Here is an 18,984-nt window from a genome sequence, read left to right on the forward strand (position 1 = left end):
GCCATGCAGAACATCGCACCCATCGATCGTCGTTCCTTTATGGGCCTGACCTCACTCGCGTTTTCGGGCCTGGCGCTGAGCGGTTGCGCGACATCGAGCCTTTCTCGTTCATCGATCGCGGCAGGCTATGGCCCGCTGGAGGCTGACCCGCGCCAGCTCCTCGATCTGCCGCGTGGCTTCTCATACCGCGTCATTTCCGCCCTGGGTGTCAACGGCGGAGCAAAAGTCGGCCATGGGGCGGCGTAAAACCAGGCCATCGTGTTACACGCCGGGGGGAGTGGCGTGAGGGCGTAGCCCGAGGGCCACTCCCCCCGGCATTGGCTTGCTTTTCAGGGTCTGATTTTGGCCTTGCGGGCCCGGCTGTGAGCGAGGCGATAGCTTTCGCCGTTCATCTCGAGGATGCTGACGTGATGGGTCAGGCGATCGAGGAGCGCGCCTGTGAGACGCTCGGATCCGAAGGTTTCGGTCCATTCGTCGAAGGGCAGGTTGCTGGTGATCAAGGTGGAGCCGCGTTCGTAACGCTGGGAGATCAGCTCGAACAGCAGTTCGGCGCCGGTCTTGGAGAGCGGTACGAAGCCCAGTTCGTCGATGATGAGCAGTTTGTATCCGACCATCTGCTTCTGGAAGCGCAGGAGACGCCGCTCGTCGCGCGCCTCCATCATTTCGCTGACCAGCGCCGCCGCAGTGGTGAAGCCCACCGACAGCCCTTTCTGGCATGCTGCCAGTCCGAGCCCCAACGCTACGTGCGTCTTTCCGGTGCCCGATGGCCCCAGAGCGATGGCGTTCTCACGCCGCTCGATCCACTCGCAGCGCGCCATCTCGAGCACCTGCATCTTGTTGAGCCTCGGGATGACGGTGAAGTCGAAGCTGTCGAGGCTTTTGACGGCGGGGAAGCGCGCGGCCTTGATGCGCCGCTCGACCATACGACGCTCCCTGTCGATCATCTCCATCTCGACAAGGCGGGCGAGGAAGCGGATATGATCGACGCCTTCAGCGGCACATTGCCGGGCGAGCTTGTGGTGCTCTCGCAGGCACGTAGGCAGCTTGAGTGCCTTGAGATTGTGAGCGAGAAGAAGCTCCGGGGTCTGATCGCTCATGCGGCCTCCTGCTGGTCGGAGAGCAGGCTCAGATAGGCTCTGGCAAAGGTCTTCTCGACCGTTGTGCGTGGCAGGAAGGGATAGACGTCCGTGTCCAGCCCGGCGGTACGCGTTCGACCCGGCACAGGGCGAGGTGCTTGACGGCATCGAAGCCGATGGCGCCAAGATCAATGGCCTGTTCCACCGCCGCCTGGAGATCGGCGAGGGTGAACGTTTCCAACAGGCGCAGCACCTGTACATATTCACGCCTGCCATGCTTGTGCATGCGGCCTTCCATCAACCGCTGCAGTGTCGTGAACGCTTCGGGCAAATCCCAGCCCTGCAAAGGCGCGGCTCGGTCGAATGCGTTGATCTTCTGCTCGATCAGCGGGAGATAGTGGAGCGGGTCGAAGATAACCTCCTCGCGGGCATAACAACGAGGATGACGGGCGATGACTTCGCTGCGGCAGCCGACCACCACCTCATCGACATAGGCCCTGATCCAGACCTCCTGATGGCCCCGTGCCACCGGAACCGAATAATCGTTGGTCCTGTAGCGCACCAGGGATTGCGAGGAGACCCGCCCGCTCGTCTGATCGCAGGCCTCGAAGGGTGTAGCGGGCAGAGGCTGCATGGCTGCCAGATCGCGTTGCAAGCGCTCACCGATCGTCTCGCTCTGTCCGCGCACCTTGTCCTGCTGGCGCTTGCGGCATTGCTCCTCCAGCCATAGGTTGAAGGCCTCCCAGGTCGGGAACTTCGGGATCGGCACCATGAAATTGCGGCGGCAGTAACCAACCAGCCCTTCCACATTGCCTTTCTCGTTCCCTTGCCCGGGCGGGCATAGCGGTCGCGGATCACGTAATGCGACAGGAAAGCGCTGAACAGCGTGGCACGCTTACGCGTGCCGTCTGGCAGGATCTTCGCCACAAGGCAGCGATCGTTGTCATAGACGATCGAGCGCGGCACCGCGCCGAAGAACGCGAAGGCATGAACGTGTCCGTCCACCCGGCCTCCGCCACCGCCGCCGGATAGGCCCGCACATAGCAGGCATCACTGTGCGGCAGATCGAGTGCGAAGAAGTAGGCCTTCTGCTGCACCCCGCCGATCTCCACCAGCGCTTCCCGAAATCGGCCTGCGCATCCCCCGCCGGGTGGGCCAGCGGCACGAACATCTCCCGGCTGCGTTGCTCACGCTCGCGGATGTAATCCTTGATGATCGTATAGCCGCCGGTGAAACCATGCTCGGCGCGCAAGCGGTCGAATACCCGCTTCGCCGTATGGCGCTGTTTGCGCGGGACGCAGCGGTCCCCTTCAAGCCATCCATCAATGATCGCCACAAACCCGTCCAGCTTCGGACGCTGCGGGACAGATTGACGCCGGTAACCCGGTGGCGATGAAAACGACAGCATCTTGCGCACCGTGTCGCGCGACACATTGAAACGCTTCGCCGCCGCCCGCTGGCTCATGCCATCCGCGCAAGCCAAACGGACCTGAAGATAAAGTTCCACGCTGTAGATCCCCACACCTCCCTGACTTGGCAGAAAGGCTTCAAGGTGGACGACTTTTACGCCGCCCGCAGCAGGACTATCCCGCCGCTAGCGTGGTCGAATATTGCTCCGCCGTTCTCAACCGGGGAAAGTGAGCGACAACGGATCAGGTGCGCCATCCCGAACTACGGGATCGGCAAACCGAGGCAGGGATTGCTAGGCGTTCTCGAGATCGAGAACCACGCGTCCCTCGATCTCGCCCTTGTGCATGCGGGCGAAGACGTCGTTGATGTTCTCGAGGCTATCGGTAGTGACCGTCGCCTTGACCTTGCCCTGCGCCGCAAAGTCGAGCGATTCCTGCAAGTCGAGGCGTGTGCCGACGATCGAGCCGCGCACGGTGATGCCGTTGAGGACAGTGTCGAAAATCGAGATGGGAAAATCACCGGGCGGCAAGCCATTGAGCGATATGGTCCCGCCGCGCCGCGCCATGCCCATCGCCTGCTGGAAGGCTGTCGGGGAGACAGCAGTGACCAGAACGCCCTGCGCGCCGCCAATCTCTTTGGTGATGAAGGCCACCGGATCCACATCCCGCGCGTTGACGGTCAGCGACGCGCCAAGATCCTGTGCAAGCTTCAGTTTTGCGTCGTCGATATCGACCGCGACCACATTAAACCCCATCGCCTTGGCATATTGTACCGCCATATGCCCGAGACCCCCGATACCTGATATCGCCACCCAATCGCCCGGCTTCGTATCGGTGACCTTGAGGCCCTTGTAGACGGTAACCCCGGCGCACAGGATCGGCGAGATGTCGATGAAGCTAACATTGTCCGGAAGGCGGCCTACGTAATTGGCATCGGCCAGCACATACTCTGCGAAGCTGCCGTTTACCGAGTAGCCGGTGTTCTGCTGCTCGTGGCACAGGGTTTCCCAGCCCCCCAGGCAGTGCGTGCAGTGCCCGCAAGCGGAATAGAGCCATGGCACACCGACCCGGTCGCCCTCCTTCACATGGGTTACGCCCTGCCCGACAGCTACGACATGCCCTGCCCCCTCGTGTCCCGGGATGAAGGGCGGGTTCGGCTTGACCGGCCAGTCGCCTTCAGCCGCGTGAAGGTCGGTATGGCACACGCCAGTTGCGGCGATCTTGACGAGGATCTGGCCCGGCCCTGGCCGGGGCACCTGCACCTCCTCGATCACGAGGGGCTTGCCGAATTCACGTACGACGGCGGCTTTCATGGTGCTCTGCATTGGGGCCTCGCTTCATAAACAATAAAACGCTGTCGGCTTCGCCGATATGCGCAGTCCGTAAGTCAGGTATCCTCAGAATGGCGCGTCGATATCGACGATGTCGATCAGCTTGTGATTAACGAATTCCTTGATGCCAAGACCGAGCAGTTCGCGTCCATAGCCCGACCTGCGCACGCCGCCGAACGGCAGATCGGCTTTGACCATGGTCGGATGGTTGACGAAGACCATGCCGGTCGAGATGCGCCGCGCCACCTTGGCACCGTGGGCCGTATCCGACGTGAAGACCGAGCCGCCAAGGCCAAAGGGGGAATCGTTGGCGATGCGCACGGCATCATCTTCGTTCTTCGCTCGAAACAGCATCGAGACCGGGCCGAAGAACTCCCAGTGTCGCGCGGGATTATCATCGCCGATATCGGTCAGGATGGTGGGCTGCACGAAAGCGCCCTGATTGGGAATTTCGGGACCCACAGCAGTGGCCGTGGCGCCATGTTCGACCGCCTTGGCGATCATTTCTCTGAGACCATCCGCAGCCCGTTGGGAAGAGAGCGGCGCCAGAGTGGTCTCAGGGTCGAATGGGTCACCCATGCGCAACGCGCCCACACCTTTGGTATAGCTTTCGAGGAATTCGTCGTAGACCTCGTCGGCAATGATCATGCGTTTGGACGAGACGCAGACCTGCCCACCGTTCCAGTGCCTGCCGAACACTGCCCATTTGACGGTCTTTTCGAGGTCGGCGTCCTTTAGCACGATGAAGGCATCGGCGCCGCCGAGTTCCATGGTGGACTTTTTGAGCGCCCTGCCCGCTGCCGATGCCACGGCAGCGCCGGCAGCTTCCGAACCCGTCAGTGCGACACCCTGCACGCGCGGATCGTCGAGGATCATCTGTACATGGTCGTGATCGACGTAAAGGTTGATGAAAGCATGCTTAGGAAGACCGGCCTCCAGCATCAATTCTTCGAACGCCGCAGCGCACTGCGGCACGTTCGCCGCATGCTTGAGCAGGATCGTATTACCCGCAGAAAGCTGCGGCGCGATGATCCGCGCGATCTGGTAGTAAGGAAAATTCCACGGCTCGATCGCGAGCAGCACGCCAAGCGGATCATGGACGAGAACCGCATCGCCTTCGGCAGGGTCTGCGACGGGGAGCTTTTCGGGCGCCAGAAGCCGTTCAGCGTTATCCGCGTAATAGTCGAAGATCGCGGCGGACAGTTCGACTTCGGCGTGCGCCTCGGCGATCAGCTTGCCCATTTCCACCGTCAGGAGCGGCGCGTACTTGTCGGTGTCACGACGCAGGATTTGCGCCGCCGCGCGCATGACCTCAACGCGTTTGGCGAACGAGGTCATGCGCCACTGCTGGAAAGCCGCATCGGCATCCCCGATAGCTTGGGTAATTTCCCCGGCAGTCGCCGTCTCAAACGTCTTCAGGGTCTCGCCGGTGTAGGGATTGGTTGTCTCAAACATGCCAATTTTCTCTTCTGCTCGGTTGGCATCGGGAAATCTCGCCGCTGGTCAGCGGTTCGAGCATCGATGCAAACGCAATGTTAATGCCCTGCTTGGCTGCCCATGTGAGAGATTGGAACGCGAAGGACAATTATCACGACAAGCACATAACCTGTGCGTATGACGCACCTATGGCTGATCTCTTTGACGCGTGTCAACACCGGGATAAAAACGGGCCAGGCACCGGTTTAAAATGGGGCCAGTTGGGTTGAATAAAAAGGCTCTGTTGCAAACTCTGGCGCAGTGGCCAAGATTGGGCTGCTGGATTGGCAGGATCGGTTGCGATGAACGATTTCAAGGGGCGGCACTTCACCGGAGAGGTCATCCTATGGGCGGTGCGCTGGTATTGTCGATACGGCATCAGCTATCGTGATCTCGCGGAAATGCTGGCTGAGCGTGGGATCGATGTCGATCATACGACTATCTATCGTTGGGTGCAGCGCTACGCGCCGGAGATGGAGAAACGACTCCGCTGGTTCTGGCGGCGTGGTTTTGATCTGAGCTGGCGCCTCGATGAGACTTACGTCAAGGTGCGGGGCAAATGGACCTACCTGTATCGGGCGGTCGACAAGCGGGGCGACACGATTGATTTCTACCTGTCACCGACTCGCAGCGCCAAGTCTGCGAAGCGCTTTCTGGCAAAAGCCCTTCGCGGTCTAAGAGTCGGTTTCGAAACTCACGCTGACCGAGCCAAACGGCGTAGCATGAGCATGGCGGCGGCGGCGTAGAGGAAGGCTGCGGCGGATTTGAGGGTGGCTTCCACGTCCTTGGCCAGACGGCGGTTTCGATTGACCCAAGCGAAGAACCGCTCGACCACCCAGCGCCGAGGGAGGACGACGAAGCCGGACTGCCCGGCGATCTTGCTGACTATCTCGACGGTGATGCGGGTCGCCTCGGTGACACGGTGATGGTTATAGGCGTCACCTCAAGGTTTGTTCGCCAGACAACGATTTCTCGGACATAAGCGGAACATGGGCTACGCTACACGCTTCAACCGCGCCATTGGCTCGTTGAGTGGGTGGAATTCACCTGCTGGAAGTCGCCTGGCCTGCTCCCAGAGGTAATCGCCGGTCAGACTGATGTGCGCCCAGCCCATCGGAGAAAGGTGCGCAAGCAGTGCCGCATCGAACGCCGTGCCGACAGCGTTGAGGTGCTGGGCGGCCCGGTCGAGATAGACCGTGTTCCAGTAGGAAATCGCCGCAATCAGCAGGTTCAGCCCAGATGCGCGAAATTCCTGATTTTCCAGCGAGCGATCGGTGAACCGACCCTGCCGGTTGGTATAGATGGCGGCGGCAAGCGTGTGCCTCGCCTCGCCTTTGTTGAGACCGGCCTGACAGGCACGTCGCAGTTCCGGTTGTTCAAGCCAATCGAGCGTGAACAAAGTGCGCTCGATACGGCCCAGTTCAGCCAATGCAAAATCCAGCCTGTTCTGGCGTTTGTAGGCGGCAAGTTTTCGCAAGATTACTGACGGCGCCACCGTGCCATCCTTGATTGAGGCGACAATCCTGACGATGTCATCCCAATCGGCCTCGATCGCTGCCGTTTTGATGGTGCGGCCCATCAGATTTTCGATGCCCTTGTATGTCGATGGCGCAGCGATCGAACCCAGCTTGCGGTCGCCAATATCGCGCAGCCGGGGCGCGAAGCGGAACCCGAGTAGGTGGCAGAGTGCGAAAACATGATCGGTGGCGCCGCCGGTATCGGTATAGTGCTCATGCAACGGAAGGTTGCCGGCGCCCAGGACAAGCCCGTCGAGCACGTAAGGCGCTTCACCTGCCGTCGCGGACATGATCCGTGATCCGAATGATGCGAAGTGATCGGAAAGGTGAGAATAGATTTTCACGCCAGGTTCGGCGCCATATTTGGCATTGACGTCCGCCGCCCCTGAACGGCTCCGCCCCGACCGGAAGAACTGGCCATCGGACGACGAACTGGTGCCAGCGCCCCAATGCCGCGCGAAGGGTAATTCGTGATGGGCTGAGATGATCATGGCCAGCGCGGCCTGATAGTTCTCGGGTGAAAGATACCAGTTGTGGGTCCATGCGAGTTGGGCATAGCTGACGCCTTCGCTGGCATTGGCCATCCGCTCCAGCCCGAGGTTGGTGCCATCAGCCAGAATTGCGGCGAGTACCGTGCTGGGGTTGTCGTGCTCCTTGCCTGAGCGCAGGTCACGGAATGCGTTCAAAAAACCAGTGCGTTCGGCGACTTCAAGCAGCAGCTCGGTGATGCGCACGCGGGGAAGCAGGGTATCGAGCTTGCGATCGAGGGCTTCAGCTTCCGGTGGGGTGACAGGCGGCATTTGCTGAAGCTTGAGCCGGTCTCGTTCGAGCGACACTCCCTCAAGCTTGTTTGTTTTCAACTGCTTGGCAAATCGGCGCAGCCGCCAGTCAAGATTTCGTGCCCGGTCAGCGAGGTAGGATGCAGCATTTGAATCGAACGGAAGCACATCCGCCACTTTGGCGGCGTCGCGCCGACCCAGCAAATAGGCATCGAAGCGCTGATAGTTGCGGGTTCCCTCGATCCATACATCACCGGCGCGCAAACGATCACGCAAGGTTGCCATGATCGCAATTTCATAACGTCGGCGGTCGATACGGCCGCTTTCGGTGATGAGACGCTTCCACTGCCGATTGGGGAATGGCAGTGGAACGCCATCGGGAAGGTCGCGCGACTTTCGTGTGTTCGCATCGCGAATGACATCGATGGCTTTGATCAGTGCCGTCCCTGTTCCAGACGCCTTGAAGGTGAAGGCGTCCAGAAATGCCGGGCTGAAACGCCGTAGCGTGGCGTAACGCTCGGTTGCCGTTACCAGTGCGTCCTCGCCGGCAAGATCAGCAAGGGCATCTACTTGGGCCTTTGCCGCAACAAGCCGGTGCCAGCCCACCGCTTCGTCAATCAATTCGAGCGGATCGCCGCCATTCTGGACAGCCTCATCAAGTGCTGTAATCGTGGCGCCAAACAGCCGCATGAGTTGCCCCACCGACTGAATACTATCTTGGTAGCGACGCTCGCGCCCACGCCGCGCGCGCGTGAACATGCCGCCGATAAGTCGGTCAAACATTTGGATCGCGGCATCGGCAAGTCTGGCCTCAAGGTCGATCACTGCGGCCGTCAACGTCGCCCGCCTGCGATTGACGCTGTAATCCGAAAGCAGGAATGCCGGTGCCACGCCGCCCTCGCGGACAAATTGGGCAAAGCGGAATTCCGGAATGGCGCCCCCAACTACCGGGTGGATACCTATGCCGCGAACATAGCGCAGGCGCTCAAGCAAGCCATTGATATTGGCCGCAGTCGGGGCTTCTTCGAAATTACGCAACCACGCCAGCGGTGTCATGCCGAAATCCGGGTTGTTGATTACGAGTTCGTCTAGCCGTGTCAGTTCAGCAGAGCTGAGGCCTTCGACGATTGCGGCTGCGGCAGCTTTGCGTGCGCGTGCCCGGCCAGCAAGACCGGCGCGTTCCAGTGTGTCGCCTGACGGAAGAATGAACCGCTCACCCTTCAGGCCAACCATGAGGGCGCGAACAATCGGTTCACCTCTGTCTGTATACTCGGCGGCTTGCGCGGCAAGATTCAGGGCAAGTGCCAGGTCGCCGCGTCGAAACGGGCGTATGCCAAGATAACGCGCCACGAGATCGGCATGATCGGTACGGGTTTGCGCGCGCTGACCATATGCAGAGAAGGAGGAAGGATCGACGAATAACTGTGCCGCGAGGTACTGAAGAATGACGTCGGGAAGCCCGATCTCGGGTTGCAGACCAAAGCCGGGATGTCGCATCAAAGCGATTTGTGCAGCCAGACCGAGGCGATTTGCTGGACCATAGCGGCGCCCAACCAATTCAACATCTTCCGCAGAAAGGGTATAATGCCCAATGATCGCGGTTTCTTGGACAGGAGGATCGAACAGGCGCCGGCGCTCGTCTCCGGTCAGAAGTCGGCGTCGTGCCATTTTGCTCTCCCGCTGAGGCGAATAACAAAATTGACACCAAAGCGGCTTGCACTGGAGGGAGGCCATTCGTTGCCGGTTGATCCCCGAGCAATCACCCGGCGCAGCAAGACAGTTTGGCGACATCCTTATCAAACGTTTGGGCCGCCAGTTTGAGGCCTTCCACAGTGGTCAGGTAAGGAAATATCGTTGCACCCAATTCCAGGGTGGTCATGCCGTGTTTGATCGCCAGCACCAGTGTCTGGATCGAATCCGCGCCTTCGGGTGCCATGATCTGGCCGCCCAGCAAACGGTCGTTCGCCTTGTCGGCAATCAGTTTGATGAGACCCCGCGTATCGCGTGCTGCCAGTGCCCTTGGCACAGCATCGAGCGGGAGCAGCGAAACCTTGATGTCCAGGCCTTGCGCCCGTGCTGTCGTTTCAGTGAGGCCGGCGCTGGCGACTTGCGGGTCGGTGAAGACGACGGATGGCATGGAGGAATTGTCGTAGCGGTATTGGTTGCCCGTCACCGCGTTGCGCGCGGCCAGTTTTGCGCCATAGGCGGCCATGTAGACGAACTGGTCCCGTCCCGTTACATCGCCCGCCGCGTAAATGCCTGGAACCGACGTTTCGAGGTGGTCATCGACGACGATTCCACCATTACGGGCAAGCACTATGCCGCGCTCCTCCAGCCCAAGCCCGTCGCTATTGGGTCGGCGTCCGGTGGCGATGAGCACCTGTTCCGCCGCGACGGTGTCACAATGCCCCTCGCAGGTCAATTCGACCCCGCTCTGTGTTTGGGCGATACGCTGATAGCCGACACCTGCGCAAACCCGCACGCCCTCGGCTTCCAAATAGTTTTTCAGCGCGGCACTCACTTCCGGGTCCATTTCGGGGAGCAGGCGGCTTCGGCAGCAGATGGTGACATCAACGCCCAGACGCGAAAACATCTGTCCCAGTTCTACCCCGATCACCCCGCCACCGATCACCAGCAGCGATTTGGGCAAGCGATCCAGCGCCAGCGCCGATGTGCTGGTTAGGTAGGGCACGCTGTCCATCCCCGGAATCGGCGGCACGGCGGCGTGCGCACCCATCGCCAATATGACCTTGCCGACCTTCATGGGCGCATCGCCGACAATCAGCGCACCATCGGCAAAGCGTGCCTTGCCCTCGATATAGCTCACACCGTCATAGGCGGGCAGCAGATCGACATATTTTTTTTGGCGCAGCGTCGTGACAAGATCGTCCTTCGACGCCGCCAATACGGACCAGTCATCCATCTGGACAGCGCCCCCAAGGCCGGGAAAGCGCGCGGCGGCAAGCCCACCATGCACCGCTTCGGCGGCGCGGATCAGCGTCTTGGAAGGAACGCAGCCAACATTGACACAGGTGCCGCCAATCGTGCCGTGACCGACGAGCGCCACTTTCGCGCCCAGATCGGCAGCGGCGATCGCAGCGGAGAACCCGGCAGAACCCGCGCCGATGACGGCCACGTCAAATCCTTCCTGCCCGGGGCGGTTGCAACAGTCGTTCATTGCTTATCGCTTTCTTGAGGCGCTGGCGGCGCCCCGCTCAGTTTTGAATAGCGCGCGCCGGATAACCCGCGTTGGTTGATGCAGCGGCAATCGCAGCAGCATTGGTGCGGCGCGGGTTATAGGTTGCGCGCGCGGTCTTGGCTGCGAAATCGACCGTGACCGCCGTTACCCCGGCGACGCCTTCCATCGCCTTCTTCACGGTGATCGGGCAGGTGGCGCAGGTCATGTTCTCTATGGCAAAGGTGGTTTGCTTCTGAGCGGTTGCGGTAGCCGCGGGGCGATCTTGCGCCGTGCCACTAACTGCATAGGCGACCCCGCCGCCAGCCATAGCCAGCACGGCCATAGCGATACATACTGTATTTTTCATGGGTATTTCCTTTCAATAGAACCAGGGTGCCCACCAGTCGATGGTGAGCGCCAGGATGGCGACGGCAAGGCCCAGCCACAGCACCGCCTTGGTGGTCCAAGCCGATTGTGGACGAGCGCAGTAGGAACCGTCTTCACAGGGCGGTTTCGGCTTGAAATAGACATGCCAGAAGCCGTAGCCGAGCAGCGCGAGCGTTACGCCTGCGACATAGGGCTTGTAAGGTTCGAGCGCCGTCAGGTTGGCGATCCACGCGCCGGAAATTCCGAGCATAACCAACAGTAGCGGGACGACGCAGCAAGCCGAGGCGAGCCCCGCGCCGATCAATGCGCCCGCCGCAACCCAGTTTGCCTGCTTCGGCTCGTGGTTTTCGGTGAGGGCTGGCTGTCCCGCTTCCGGCGTTGAGACCATGGCTTGAATCCCTTGTTCCAACTGAGTGATTCGCAGTGTAGGCTCTGTAGCCACTACAGACTCAAGAGGTATTTTCATGGAGCAACAGGTCGGCATCTTGCGTGCCCAGCTTGCCCGGAAAACAGGCTGCAATCTCGAAACCATCCGCTATTACGAGAAGGTGGGATTGCTGCCGGGGCCGCCTCGCAGTTCCAACGGCTACCGCGTCTATTCGCCGGAACTGGTGCAAAGGTTGCAGTTCATCCTGCGCGCGCGCGACCTTGGCTATGCAATGGATGAGATACGGTCATTGTTGTCGCTCACCGATACCGGTGCACAAACCTGCGCGGAGGTTATGGCGAGAACCGAACTCCACCTTGAAGATGTCCGCCGCCGCATTGCAGATTTGCAGAAGATAGAGGTGACGCTGGCGACCACGTTAGCCAGATGCACTGGAGATGACGTTGCCGAATGTCCCATCCTGGAAGCACTCCAGTTTTTACCCCATCAAGGCAATTGACGCCATCTTTGAGGGATTTGATTTTGTGATGTCAGCTTGGAGTATAGCCTAACCGGACGTCAGGGCGCTACCGCGGTTTCTGTCAGATTAGGGTACTAAACGGAATTTGTTGACGAATGTCGTTGCGTATCATAGATTTCAACCTGACATTTTGATGGAGAGAGTGCGCAGTGAAGGGGCAACGGATCGGCTATGTCCGGGTCAGCACGTTCGATCAGAATGTGGATCGCCAATTGGAAGGTCAGTCGCTCGATCGGACCTTCACCGACAAGGCATCGGGCAAGGACGTCAACCGCCCCAGCTTGAGGCTCTGCTCACTTTCGCCCGCGAAGGCGATACCGTCGTCGTCCACAGCATGGATCGGTTGGCCCGCAATCTGGATGACCTGCGCAAGCTGGTCCAGGGCCTCACCAAGCGAGGTATCCGGATCGAGTTTGAGAAGGAAAGCCTGTCCTTCTCGGGGAGGATTCCCCGATGGCCAATCTGATGCTCTCGGTCATGGGTGCGTTTGCTGAGTTCGAGCGCGCCCTGATCCGCGAACGGCAACGCGAAGGCATTGCGATCGCTCGGCAGCGCGGCGCCTATCGGGGGCGGAAACGGTCGCTCTCGGATGAGATGATTGCCGATCTGCACCGCCGCGTTGCCGCCGGTGAACGCAAGGCGACCATCGCGCGCGACATGGGCATCAGCCGCGAAACCCTCTACCAGTACCTTCGCGCCGCTGCCTGACACCAATGTTCACATTATGTCCGGAAAATCGTTGTTCAGCGTACAAAGCTTGAGGTGACGCCTTATAGCCGCCATCGGCCCAGACCTTCTCGATGAACGGGAAGAGGCCGCGCGAGATTTGCAGCAACGCGCCGCCGCCATCACGATCCTGGACATCGGCGGTGTGCGGCTCGACAAGCAGCGGCCTGCCGTCAGTATCGACCAGAGCATGGCGCTTGCGACCTTTGATCTTCTTGCCAGCATCGTAGCCGCGCGGTCCGCCGCTCTCGGTGGTCTTGACGCTCTGACTGTCGATGATGGCTCCGCTTGGCGAGGCGTCCCTTCCGGCTCGCTCGCGATCGAGCGCGACCAGCGCATGGTTGATCCGCTCGAACAGGCATTCGTCACGAAACCGGGCAAACCAGCGGTAGACCGTCTGCCACGGCGGGAAGTCCTTGGGCAGCAACCGCCATGCAATCCCGCCGCGCAGAACGTAGAAGATGGCGTTCACGATTTCGCGCATTGGCCATTGCCGTCGCCGCCCCGTCGTGCGCGCCTCGGGAACAAATGTCGCGATCAGCGCCCACTCGGCATCGCTCAAATCCGTCTGGTAACGCTTCGAAACACGCGTATGCTGCACACGGGTGGCTGGGGTCCACATCAAGATCTCCGGGTTGTCTGCAAAACCCCCGGAATCACACGAACCTCAGCCGCTCAACCCCTTTCGAAACGGCCTCTAAGATGTGACGGCTGAGAGTGGCCTGTTTGATGTTCAAGATGCGCGCCGCCCTGCTGAAGCTGCCGGAGTGTGCTGCCGCGATCAGGTAACGGAGCTGACGCAATTCGATCATTCCTGCGCAACAGAGAGAAAGCATTGGGACTTACCGCGCCTGCCAAATGCCGTCTGTCGGCCCAAGTTTCCAATGAGATAGAATATGATCATCGATTTTCTCGAAACCTACCCCCGCCATCGGCCAATTAATGGTGGTGGGGAGTGTCGCTTTCTTCGTGCGCTTGGTGATCGTGCATCTCCTCGGCATGATCACTGCTGTAACCAGCATATTGTTCTGCCGGCATTTCGGGCAACGCTTTCACGAAGGCGACGATGTTCCAGATGGTCTTGTCATCATGCGTGGGGCCAAAGGCGGGCATCCCACTCATCTTCACGCCGTGCTTGACCAGCCAGAAAACGTCCTTGGGATCCCATTCCCTGGCGGCTTCGGCCAGCGGCGGCGGTTTAGGGAGCATGACTTCTGCCCATTCGGCTCGACTTTGCCCTATGCCTCCATGGCAATGCGAACACATCGCCTTGTACTCGCCAGCCCCGGCGGCAACCATCGCCGACGTAAATTCGGCAGGAGGTTCGATGCCAGCCGCCTGCCGCCGGACAGAATTGTTCATCGTGGTTGTAAGCGCCCAACTGACGATCGGGTTGTGCCGATCGGTTGCGGCCACGTTATAGCCACCAGTCAAGATAACGATCAGAGCAACGACGATCAGCAAGATAAACAGAGTCGCCGCGCCTAATAATGCGCCTTTCAAGGTCGCGTTCATGCCTTCCCTCCTATGAAGCATTAGTTTGGTTCCGGTAGGCCGTTGCCTTTTCAGCCATGATTACGTCATGGCGAAGTATCGGTATCGTCGGCTTTCTTGCTGCGTTCCAGAAACACGTACTCGGCCGCGAAGACTACGGCGATGCCGGCAACCGCGTAGAGAACGATCGAGGGGTCGCTTTGCAGTTTCACCGCCGTGAACGCCGCAAGCACGGCGGCGTCGGCAGCCAGCGCAACAAGAAGGATCGAGGCCTTCGCGCCGACTTCGCGTCTGAGGTGTCGAAACACACCCCAATGCACGAGCATGTCCATGACCAGATAGAAGAAGGCGCCGAGCGACGCGATGCGCGACAGATCGAACAAGACGGCCAGCGCGCCGGCAACGACCACCGTGTAAAGCAGCATATGGCTGCGAATGCTGCCGCTCATGCCGAAATGGCGGTGCGGGATCATCTTCATGTTCGTGAGCATGGTCAGCATACGCGAAACCGCGAACACGCTGGCGATCACGCCCGAGGCCGTTGCGGCGAGCGCGATCACGACTGTGAAATAAAATCCTGCCTGACCTAGAGCTGGACCAGCCGCCGCAGCGAGCGAATAGTCGCGTGCGTCCACGATCTCATCGATCGTCAGGCTCGATCCCACTGCGAAGGCGACCAGCAGATAGGTCGCGACACAGATGCCGATGGCGATCATGATCGTGCGGCCGACATTGCGATGGGGATCCTCAATCTCACCCCCGCTATTGGTGATCGTGGTGAACCCCTTGAAGGCCAGGATGGAAAAGGCGACCGAAGCGACAAAGGCTTCGGCGCCGTGCATTCCCACGGGCTCCGCGAACGCTCCACCGGAGAACCCGCTCGCCCAGATCGCAGCAATGGCGAACAGGGCGATGCCGCCAATCTTCACGGTCGACATGATGAGCGAGAGTCCGCTCACCGACCGGTTGCCTGCCGCATTGACGAGATAGGCGAAAACGATCAGCGCAACCGCGCCGATCGAAAGCAGCAGCGCGCTTCCTTCCAGGCCGAATGGCCGCAGCGCATAGGTCGCGAAGGTTCGGGCCACCAGGCTTTCGTTGATCACCATCGACAGCGCCATCAGGAGCGAGGCCGAAGCCGCGATCGTGCCGCGGCCATAGACCTTTTGCAGGATCATCGCGATTCCGCCCGACGAAGGCCACGCATTGGACATCTTGATGTAGCTGTAAGCGGCGAGCGCCGTGACTAACGCTCCTGCGATGAAGGAGAGCGGAAAGAGCGGCCCCGCGAGTTCGGCGATCTGGCCGGTGAGCGCGAAGATTCCGGCGCCGATCATCACGCCCGTGCCCATGGCAACGGCGCCGGTCAGCGTTATCGAGTTACGGCTCAAATCACTGTCGCTGCCTGCGGCATGGTTCTGGTCGTGGTCGTGCTCCAAATCCTATGTCCCCGCGTCCGATAGAGTGGCGGGCTTCCATCTCGGAATGAAGGAAGGCACCTGAGCGGCGTAGCTTGCGAAACGCTCAGGGAAACGGGCGCCTGTTTCCGCTTCCTCCGCTCGCGCCAGTTTCACGTACATAACGACGAGGATGGGGAACATCGCCAGGGTCAGCAGCGTCGGCCATTGGAACAGAAATCCCAGCATGACGAGAATGAAGCCGAGATACTGGGGATGTCGCACGCGAGCGTAGGGACCGCTAACCGCCATTTCGCCAGCGCGCTGCGCCTTCCAGAGCACATGCCATGAAACGGAGATCAGCCAGAAACCGCCCCCGATCAGCAGGAAGCTCAGCATGTGGAACGGGCCGAAATGCGGGTTGGTCTTCCAACCGAACATCATTTCAAGCAGATGCCCTGCATCGTGGGAGAACCAGTCGACCCCGGGATAGGCCGATTGCAGCCATCCCGAGAGGAAATAGATGGTGAGCGGAAAGCCGTACATCTCCGCGAACAGTGCAACCAGGAAGGCGCTGAACGCCGAGAAGCTGCGCCAGTCGCGCTTTGTCCGGGGTTTGAAGAAACTGAAGGCGAAGAAAATGAAGATCGCGGAATTCGCGACGACCAGAAACCAAAGGCCATAGGCAGGGGCGTCGTGGTTCATTTATCGTGCCCTCCATGCCCGTGATGCATGAACAGATGCATGGCCGGACAAAGAAGGACGATCAGGAGCAACAGGCCTGTGCCCGTGAAAATATGCGCCCGATGCTCATAGGCGAGCAGGAAGGCGATGATGGCCAGGAAGGCGAGGAACACGGTGCCCGTCCGCGATCTCCAGAAACTCGGACGATGCCTTTCCTGTGCGGTGTGATCGCCACCGTGCGATTCCTCCATGACCATCATCACGTCCTTTCGATTGGGTTTGCTTCTTTGCGCCTCACACCTTCGCGGCTCTGAGACGCAGCGAATTGAGCACGACCGAGATCGACGAGGCGCTCATCGCGAAGGCGGCGAACATCGGGCTGATGAGAATGCCGAAGAAAGGGAACAGGACGCCCGCGGCGACCGGTACACCCGCGCTGTTGTAGATCAGCGCGAAGAACAGGTTTTGCCGGATGTTGCTCATCGTTGCGTGGGCAAGGCGCCGGGCGCGGACGATACCGTCGAGATTGCCCTTCACCAGCGTGATGCCCGCACTTTCGATAGCGACGTCGGCGCCGGTGCCCATCGCGATGCCGACATCGGCCTGGGCGAGCGCGGGCGCGTCGTTCACCCCGTCACCCGCCATGGCGACCTTCTTGCCGCCTTGCTGCAACTCGCGGATGATCCGCGCCTTGTCTTCGGGCAGAACATCGGCGCGGATCTCGTCGATGCCGAGACGCGCGGCGACCGCCTTGGCGGTGCGCTCGTTGTCGCCTGTCGCCATGATGATGCGGAAGCCGAGATCGTGCAGCGCCTTGATGGCGTCCGGTGTGGTTTCCTTCACCGGATCGGTCACGCTCACAAGGCCCGCGATGGCGCCATCGAGGATGATGAACATCACCGTTTCGCCTTCGTCGCGCCGGGCATTGGCCTTCTCGGCAAGTCCCGAGCCTTCGAGCCCGAGATCGCGGACCAACGCGATATTGCCGAGCGCCACCGCCTTGCCATCCACGGTGCCCTTCACGCCCTTGCCAGTGATTGCTTCGAAGTCGCTGGCCTCGCCCATCGCCACATTGCGCTCTTCCGCGCCGCGCACGATCGCTTCGGCGAGCGGATGTTCGGATCCGCGCTCCAGCGTCGCGGCAAGACGCAGCACTTCACCTTCGTCATGGCCCGGTTCGGGCAGAACGGCGACGAGCCTCGGCTTGCCTTCGGTGAGTGTTCCGGTCTTGTCGATCATCAGCGTGTCGATCTTCTCGAACCGTTCGAGCGCCTCGGCATTCTTGATGAGAACACCCGCCTGGGCGCCGCGTCCGGTAGCGGTCATGATCGACATCGGCGTGGCGAGGCCCAGTGCGCAGGGGCAGGCGATGATGAGCACCGCGACCGCCGCGATCAGCGCATAGGAGAGCGCAGGCGCCGGACCCCAGATGGCCCAGGCAATGAAGGCCAGCACCGCAATGCCGATCACGACAGGCACGAAGAGGCCCGCGACCTTATCGGCATATTTCTGGATCGGGGCACGCGAACGCTGGGCATTCGAGACCATCTCGACGATCTGCGAGAGCATCGTCTCGGAGCCGACGCGCGTCGCCTCCATGACGAGGCTGCCGGTGCCGTTGATCGTGGCGCCGGTGACGGGATCGCCGGCGACCTTCTCGACCGGAACCGGCTCGCCCGAGATCATGCTTTCATCGACCGAGGAACGACCATCGACCACCACGCCGTCGACCGGCACCTTGTCGCCGGGCCGCACGCGCAGCCGGTCGCCGACCTGAACATCCTCAAGCGCGACCTCTTCCTCGCTGCCGTCCGCGCTGATCCTGCGCGCGGTCTTGGCGGCGAGATCGAGCAGCGCCCTGATCGCCTTGCCCGTGCCTTCGCGGGCGCGCAGTTCCATGACCTGCCCGAGCAGCACCAGTGTGACGATCACGGCGGCCGCTTCGAAATAGACGCCGACATGGCCTTCAGGATCCCGGAAGCCGTCCGGGAAAATCCCTGGCGCAAGGACCGCGACAACGCTGAACAGCCAGGCGGCCATCACCCCCATGGCGATGAGCGAGAACATGTTGAGGTTCATCGTGCGGAACGAGTTCCAGCCACGCACGAGGAACGGCCATCCGCTATAGAGCACCACCGGCGTGCCGAGGATGAGTTCAATCCAGAGCGTCGTGCGCTCCCCGAATATCTCCCGCACACTGCCAAGCCCGACATAGGGGCCCATCGTGAAAACCAGCAGCGGCACGGTAAGCACCGCGCCGATCCAGAAGCGGCGCATGAAATCGACCAGCTCAGGGTTCGGTCCTTCGTCCGCCATCGCGGCCGATTCCAGTTCCAGACCCATGCCGCAGATCGGACACGAGCCGGGCTTGGTCTGCCGGACTTCCGGATGCATTGGGCAGGTATAGACAGCACCGCCATAGCCGGAGGGAACTGTGTCGTACTTGCCGGTCGCAGCGCCGGCGGACTGATGCTTGTCATGGCTGCAACAATGCGAATGGTCGTGCGACGGAGCATTGTCCGCAGGCACGAGGTGCATGCCGCATTTGGGGCAGTCGCCCGGGCTGTCTTGCCGGATTTCCGGGTGCATGGGGCAGGTATAAGTCGTCATCCCTGAATCCTC

General features: G+C 60.8%; 14 protein-coding genes and 6 pseudogenes. 4 read left to right on the plus strand and 16 right to left on the minus strand.

What is annotated here, in order from left to right; all coding sequences use genetic code 11:
- Positions 1-3 precede the first annotated feature (3 nt).
- The gene (locus HT578_RS21600; protein ID WP_213504633.1) at positions 4-246 is read left to right on the plus strand and encodes a hypothetical protein; all 243 of its coding nucleotides are present in this window, start codon (positions 4-6) and stop codon (positions 244-246) included.
- An 83-nt stretch (positions 247-329) separates the two neighbouring features.
- On the opposite strand, the gene istB is transcribed toward HT578_RS21600, so the two are convergent.
- From istB to HT578_RS21620, 4 genes and pseudogenes are all read right to left on the minus strand, one after another.
- Positions 330-1,097 (minus strand): IS21-like element helper ATPase IstB, encoded by a 768-nt coding sequence (gene istB / locus HT578_RS21605; protein ID WP_213500153.1) that lies wholly within the window; start codon positions 1,095-1,097, stop codon positions 330-332.
- Positions 1,094-2,583, minus strand: a pseudogene (gene istA / locus HT578_RS21610) (IS21 family transposase). Before istA ends, istB begins: the two are co-directional and overlap by 4 nt.
- Positions 2,584-2,778: 195 nt before the next feature.
- Entirely contained in the window at positions 2,779-3,810 is a 1,032-nt protein-coding gene (gene adhP, locus HT578_RS21615) for an alcohol dehydrogenase AdhP (protein ID WP_039396668.1), read from the minus strand.
- Between the two features lie 72 nt (positions 3,811-3,882).
- Positions 3,883-5,271 (minus strand): NAD-dependent succinate-semialdehyde dehydrogenase, encoded by a 1,389-nt coding sequence (locus HT578_RS21620; protein WP_039396671.1) that lies wholly within the window; start codon positions 5,269-5,271, stop codon positions 3,883-3,885.
- A 323-nt stretch (positions 5,272-5,594) separates the two neighbouring features.
- On the opposite strand from HT578_RS21620, the pseudogene HT578_RS21625 reads away from it, so the two are divergent.
- Positions 5,595-5,972 (plus strand): annotated as a pseudogene (locus tag HT578_RS21625) (IS6 family transposase); the annotation flags it as partial.
- Positions 5,973-5,986: 14 nt separating this feature from the next.
- Here the strand turns inward: HT578_RS21625 and HT578_RS21630 are convergent.
- From HT578_RS21630 to HT578_RS21650, 5 genes and pseudogenes are all read right to left on the minus strand, one after another.
- Positions 5,987-6,226 (minus strand): annotated as a pseudogene (locus HT578_RS21630) (transposase); the annotation flags it as partial.
- Positions 6,227-6,286: 60 nt separating this feature from the next.
- Entirely contained in the window at positions 6,287-9,256 is a 2,970-nt protein-coding gene (locus HT578_RS21635; protein ID WP_213504635.1) for a Tn3 family transposase, read from the minus strand.
- A gap of 91 nt (positions 9,257-9,347) precedes the next feature.
- Positions 9,348-10,766: a mercury(II) reductase gene (gene merA / locus HT578_RS21640; protein WP_004213247.1), complete on the minus strand. Its 1,419-nt coding sequence runs from the start codon at positions 10,764-10,766 to the stop codon at positions 9,348-9,350.
- Between the two features lie 37 nt (positions 10,767-10,803).
- Positions 10,804-11,133, minus strand: coding sequence for a heavy-metal-associated domain-containing protein (locus tag HT578_RS21645; protein ID WP_084592356.1), 330 nt, complete (start codon positions 11,131-11,133; stop codon positions 10,804-10,806).
- A gap of 12 nt (positions 11,134-11,145) precedes the next feature.
- Positions 11,146-11,541, minus strand: a complete 396-nt coding sequence (locus tag HT578_RS21650) for a mercuric transporter MerT family protein (protein ID WP_014072602.1) — start codon at positions 11,539-11,541, stop codon at positions 11,146-11,148.
- A 76-nt stretch (positions 11,542-11,617) separates the two neighbouring features.
- Between HT578_RS21650 and HT578_RS21655 the strand changes: the two genes are divergently transcribed.
- The gene (locus tag HT578_RS21655; protein WP_014072603.1) at positions 11,618-12,040 is read left to right on the plus strand and encodes a MerR family transcriptional regulator; all 423 of its coding nucleotides are present in this window, start codon (positions 11,618-11,620) and stop codon (positions 12,038-12,040) included.
- A gap of 170 nt (positions 12,041-12,210) precedes the next feature.
- Positions 12,211-12,769: pseudogene (locus tag HT578_RS21660) on the plus strand (recombinase family protein).
- A 64-nt stretch (positions 12,770-12,833) separates the two neighbouring features.
- On the opposite strand, the pseudogene HT578_RS21665 reads toward HT578_RS21660, so the two are convergent.
- The 7 genes and pseudogenes from HT578_RS21665 to HT578_RS21695 all read right to left on the minus strand — a co-directional run.
- Positions 12,834-13,409 (minus strand): annotated as a pseudogene (locus HT578_RS21665) (IS5 family transposase); the annotation flags it as partial.
- Between the two features lie 73 nt (positions 13,410-13,482).
- Positions 13,483-13,599: pseudogene (locus HT578_RS21670) on the minus strand (LysR family transcriptional regulator); the annotation flags it as partial.
- A gap of 127 nt (positions 13,600-13,726) precedes the next feature.
- Positions 13,727-14,302: a c-type cytochrome gene (locus HT578_RS21675; protein ID WP_213504637.1), complete on the minus strand. Its 576-nt coding sequence runs from the start codon at positions 14,300-14,302 to the stop codon at positions 13,727-13,729.
- A 65-nt stretch (positions 14,303-14,367) separates the two neighbouring features.
- Positions 14,368-15,720, minus strand: coding sequence for an APC family permease (locus HT578_RS21680; RefSeq protein ID WP_422394405.1), 1,353 nt, complete (start codon positions 15,718-15,720; stop codon positions 14,368-14,370).
- A gap of 3 nt (positions 15,721-15,723) precedes the next feature.
- Positions 15,724-16,383, minus strand: a complete 660-nt coding sequence (locus tag HT578_RS21685) for a methyltransferase family protein (protein WP_024021285.1) — start codon at positions 16,381-16,383, stop codon at positions 15,724-15,726.
- Entirely contained in the window at positions 16,380-16,622 is a 243-nt protein-coding gene (locus tag HT578_RS21690) for a DUF2933 domain-containing protein (RefSeq protein ID WP_024021284.1), read from the minus strand. The genes HT578_RS21685 and HT578_RS21690 overlap by 4 nt, the downstream gene beginning before the upstream one ends.
- 34 nt (positions 16,623-16,656) lie before the next feature.
- Positions 16,657-18,951, minus strand: coding sequence for a copper-transporting P-type ATPase (locus HT578_RS21695; protein WP_214202569.1), 2,295 nt, complete (start codon positions 18,949-18,951; stop codon positions 16,657-16,659).
- Positions 18,952-18,984 lie beyond the last annotated feature (33 nt).

The sequence above is a fragment of the Novosphingobium decolorationis genome (assembly GCF_018417475.1).
In the GTDB taxonomy this organism is placed as follows: Bacteria; Pseudomonadota; Alphaproteobacteria; order Sphingomonadales; family Sphingomonadaceae; genus Novosphingobium; species Novosphingobium decolorationis.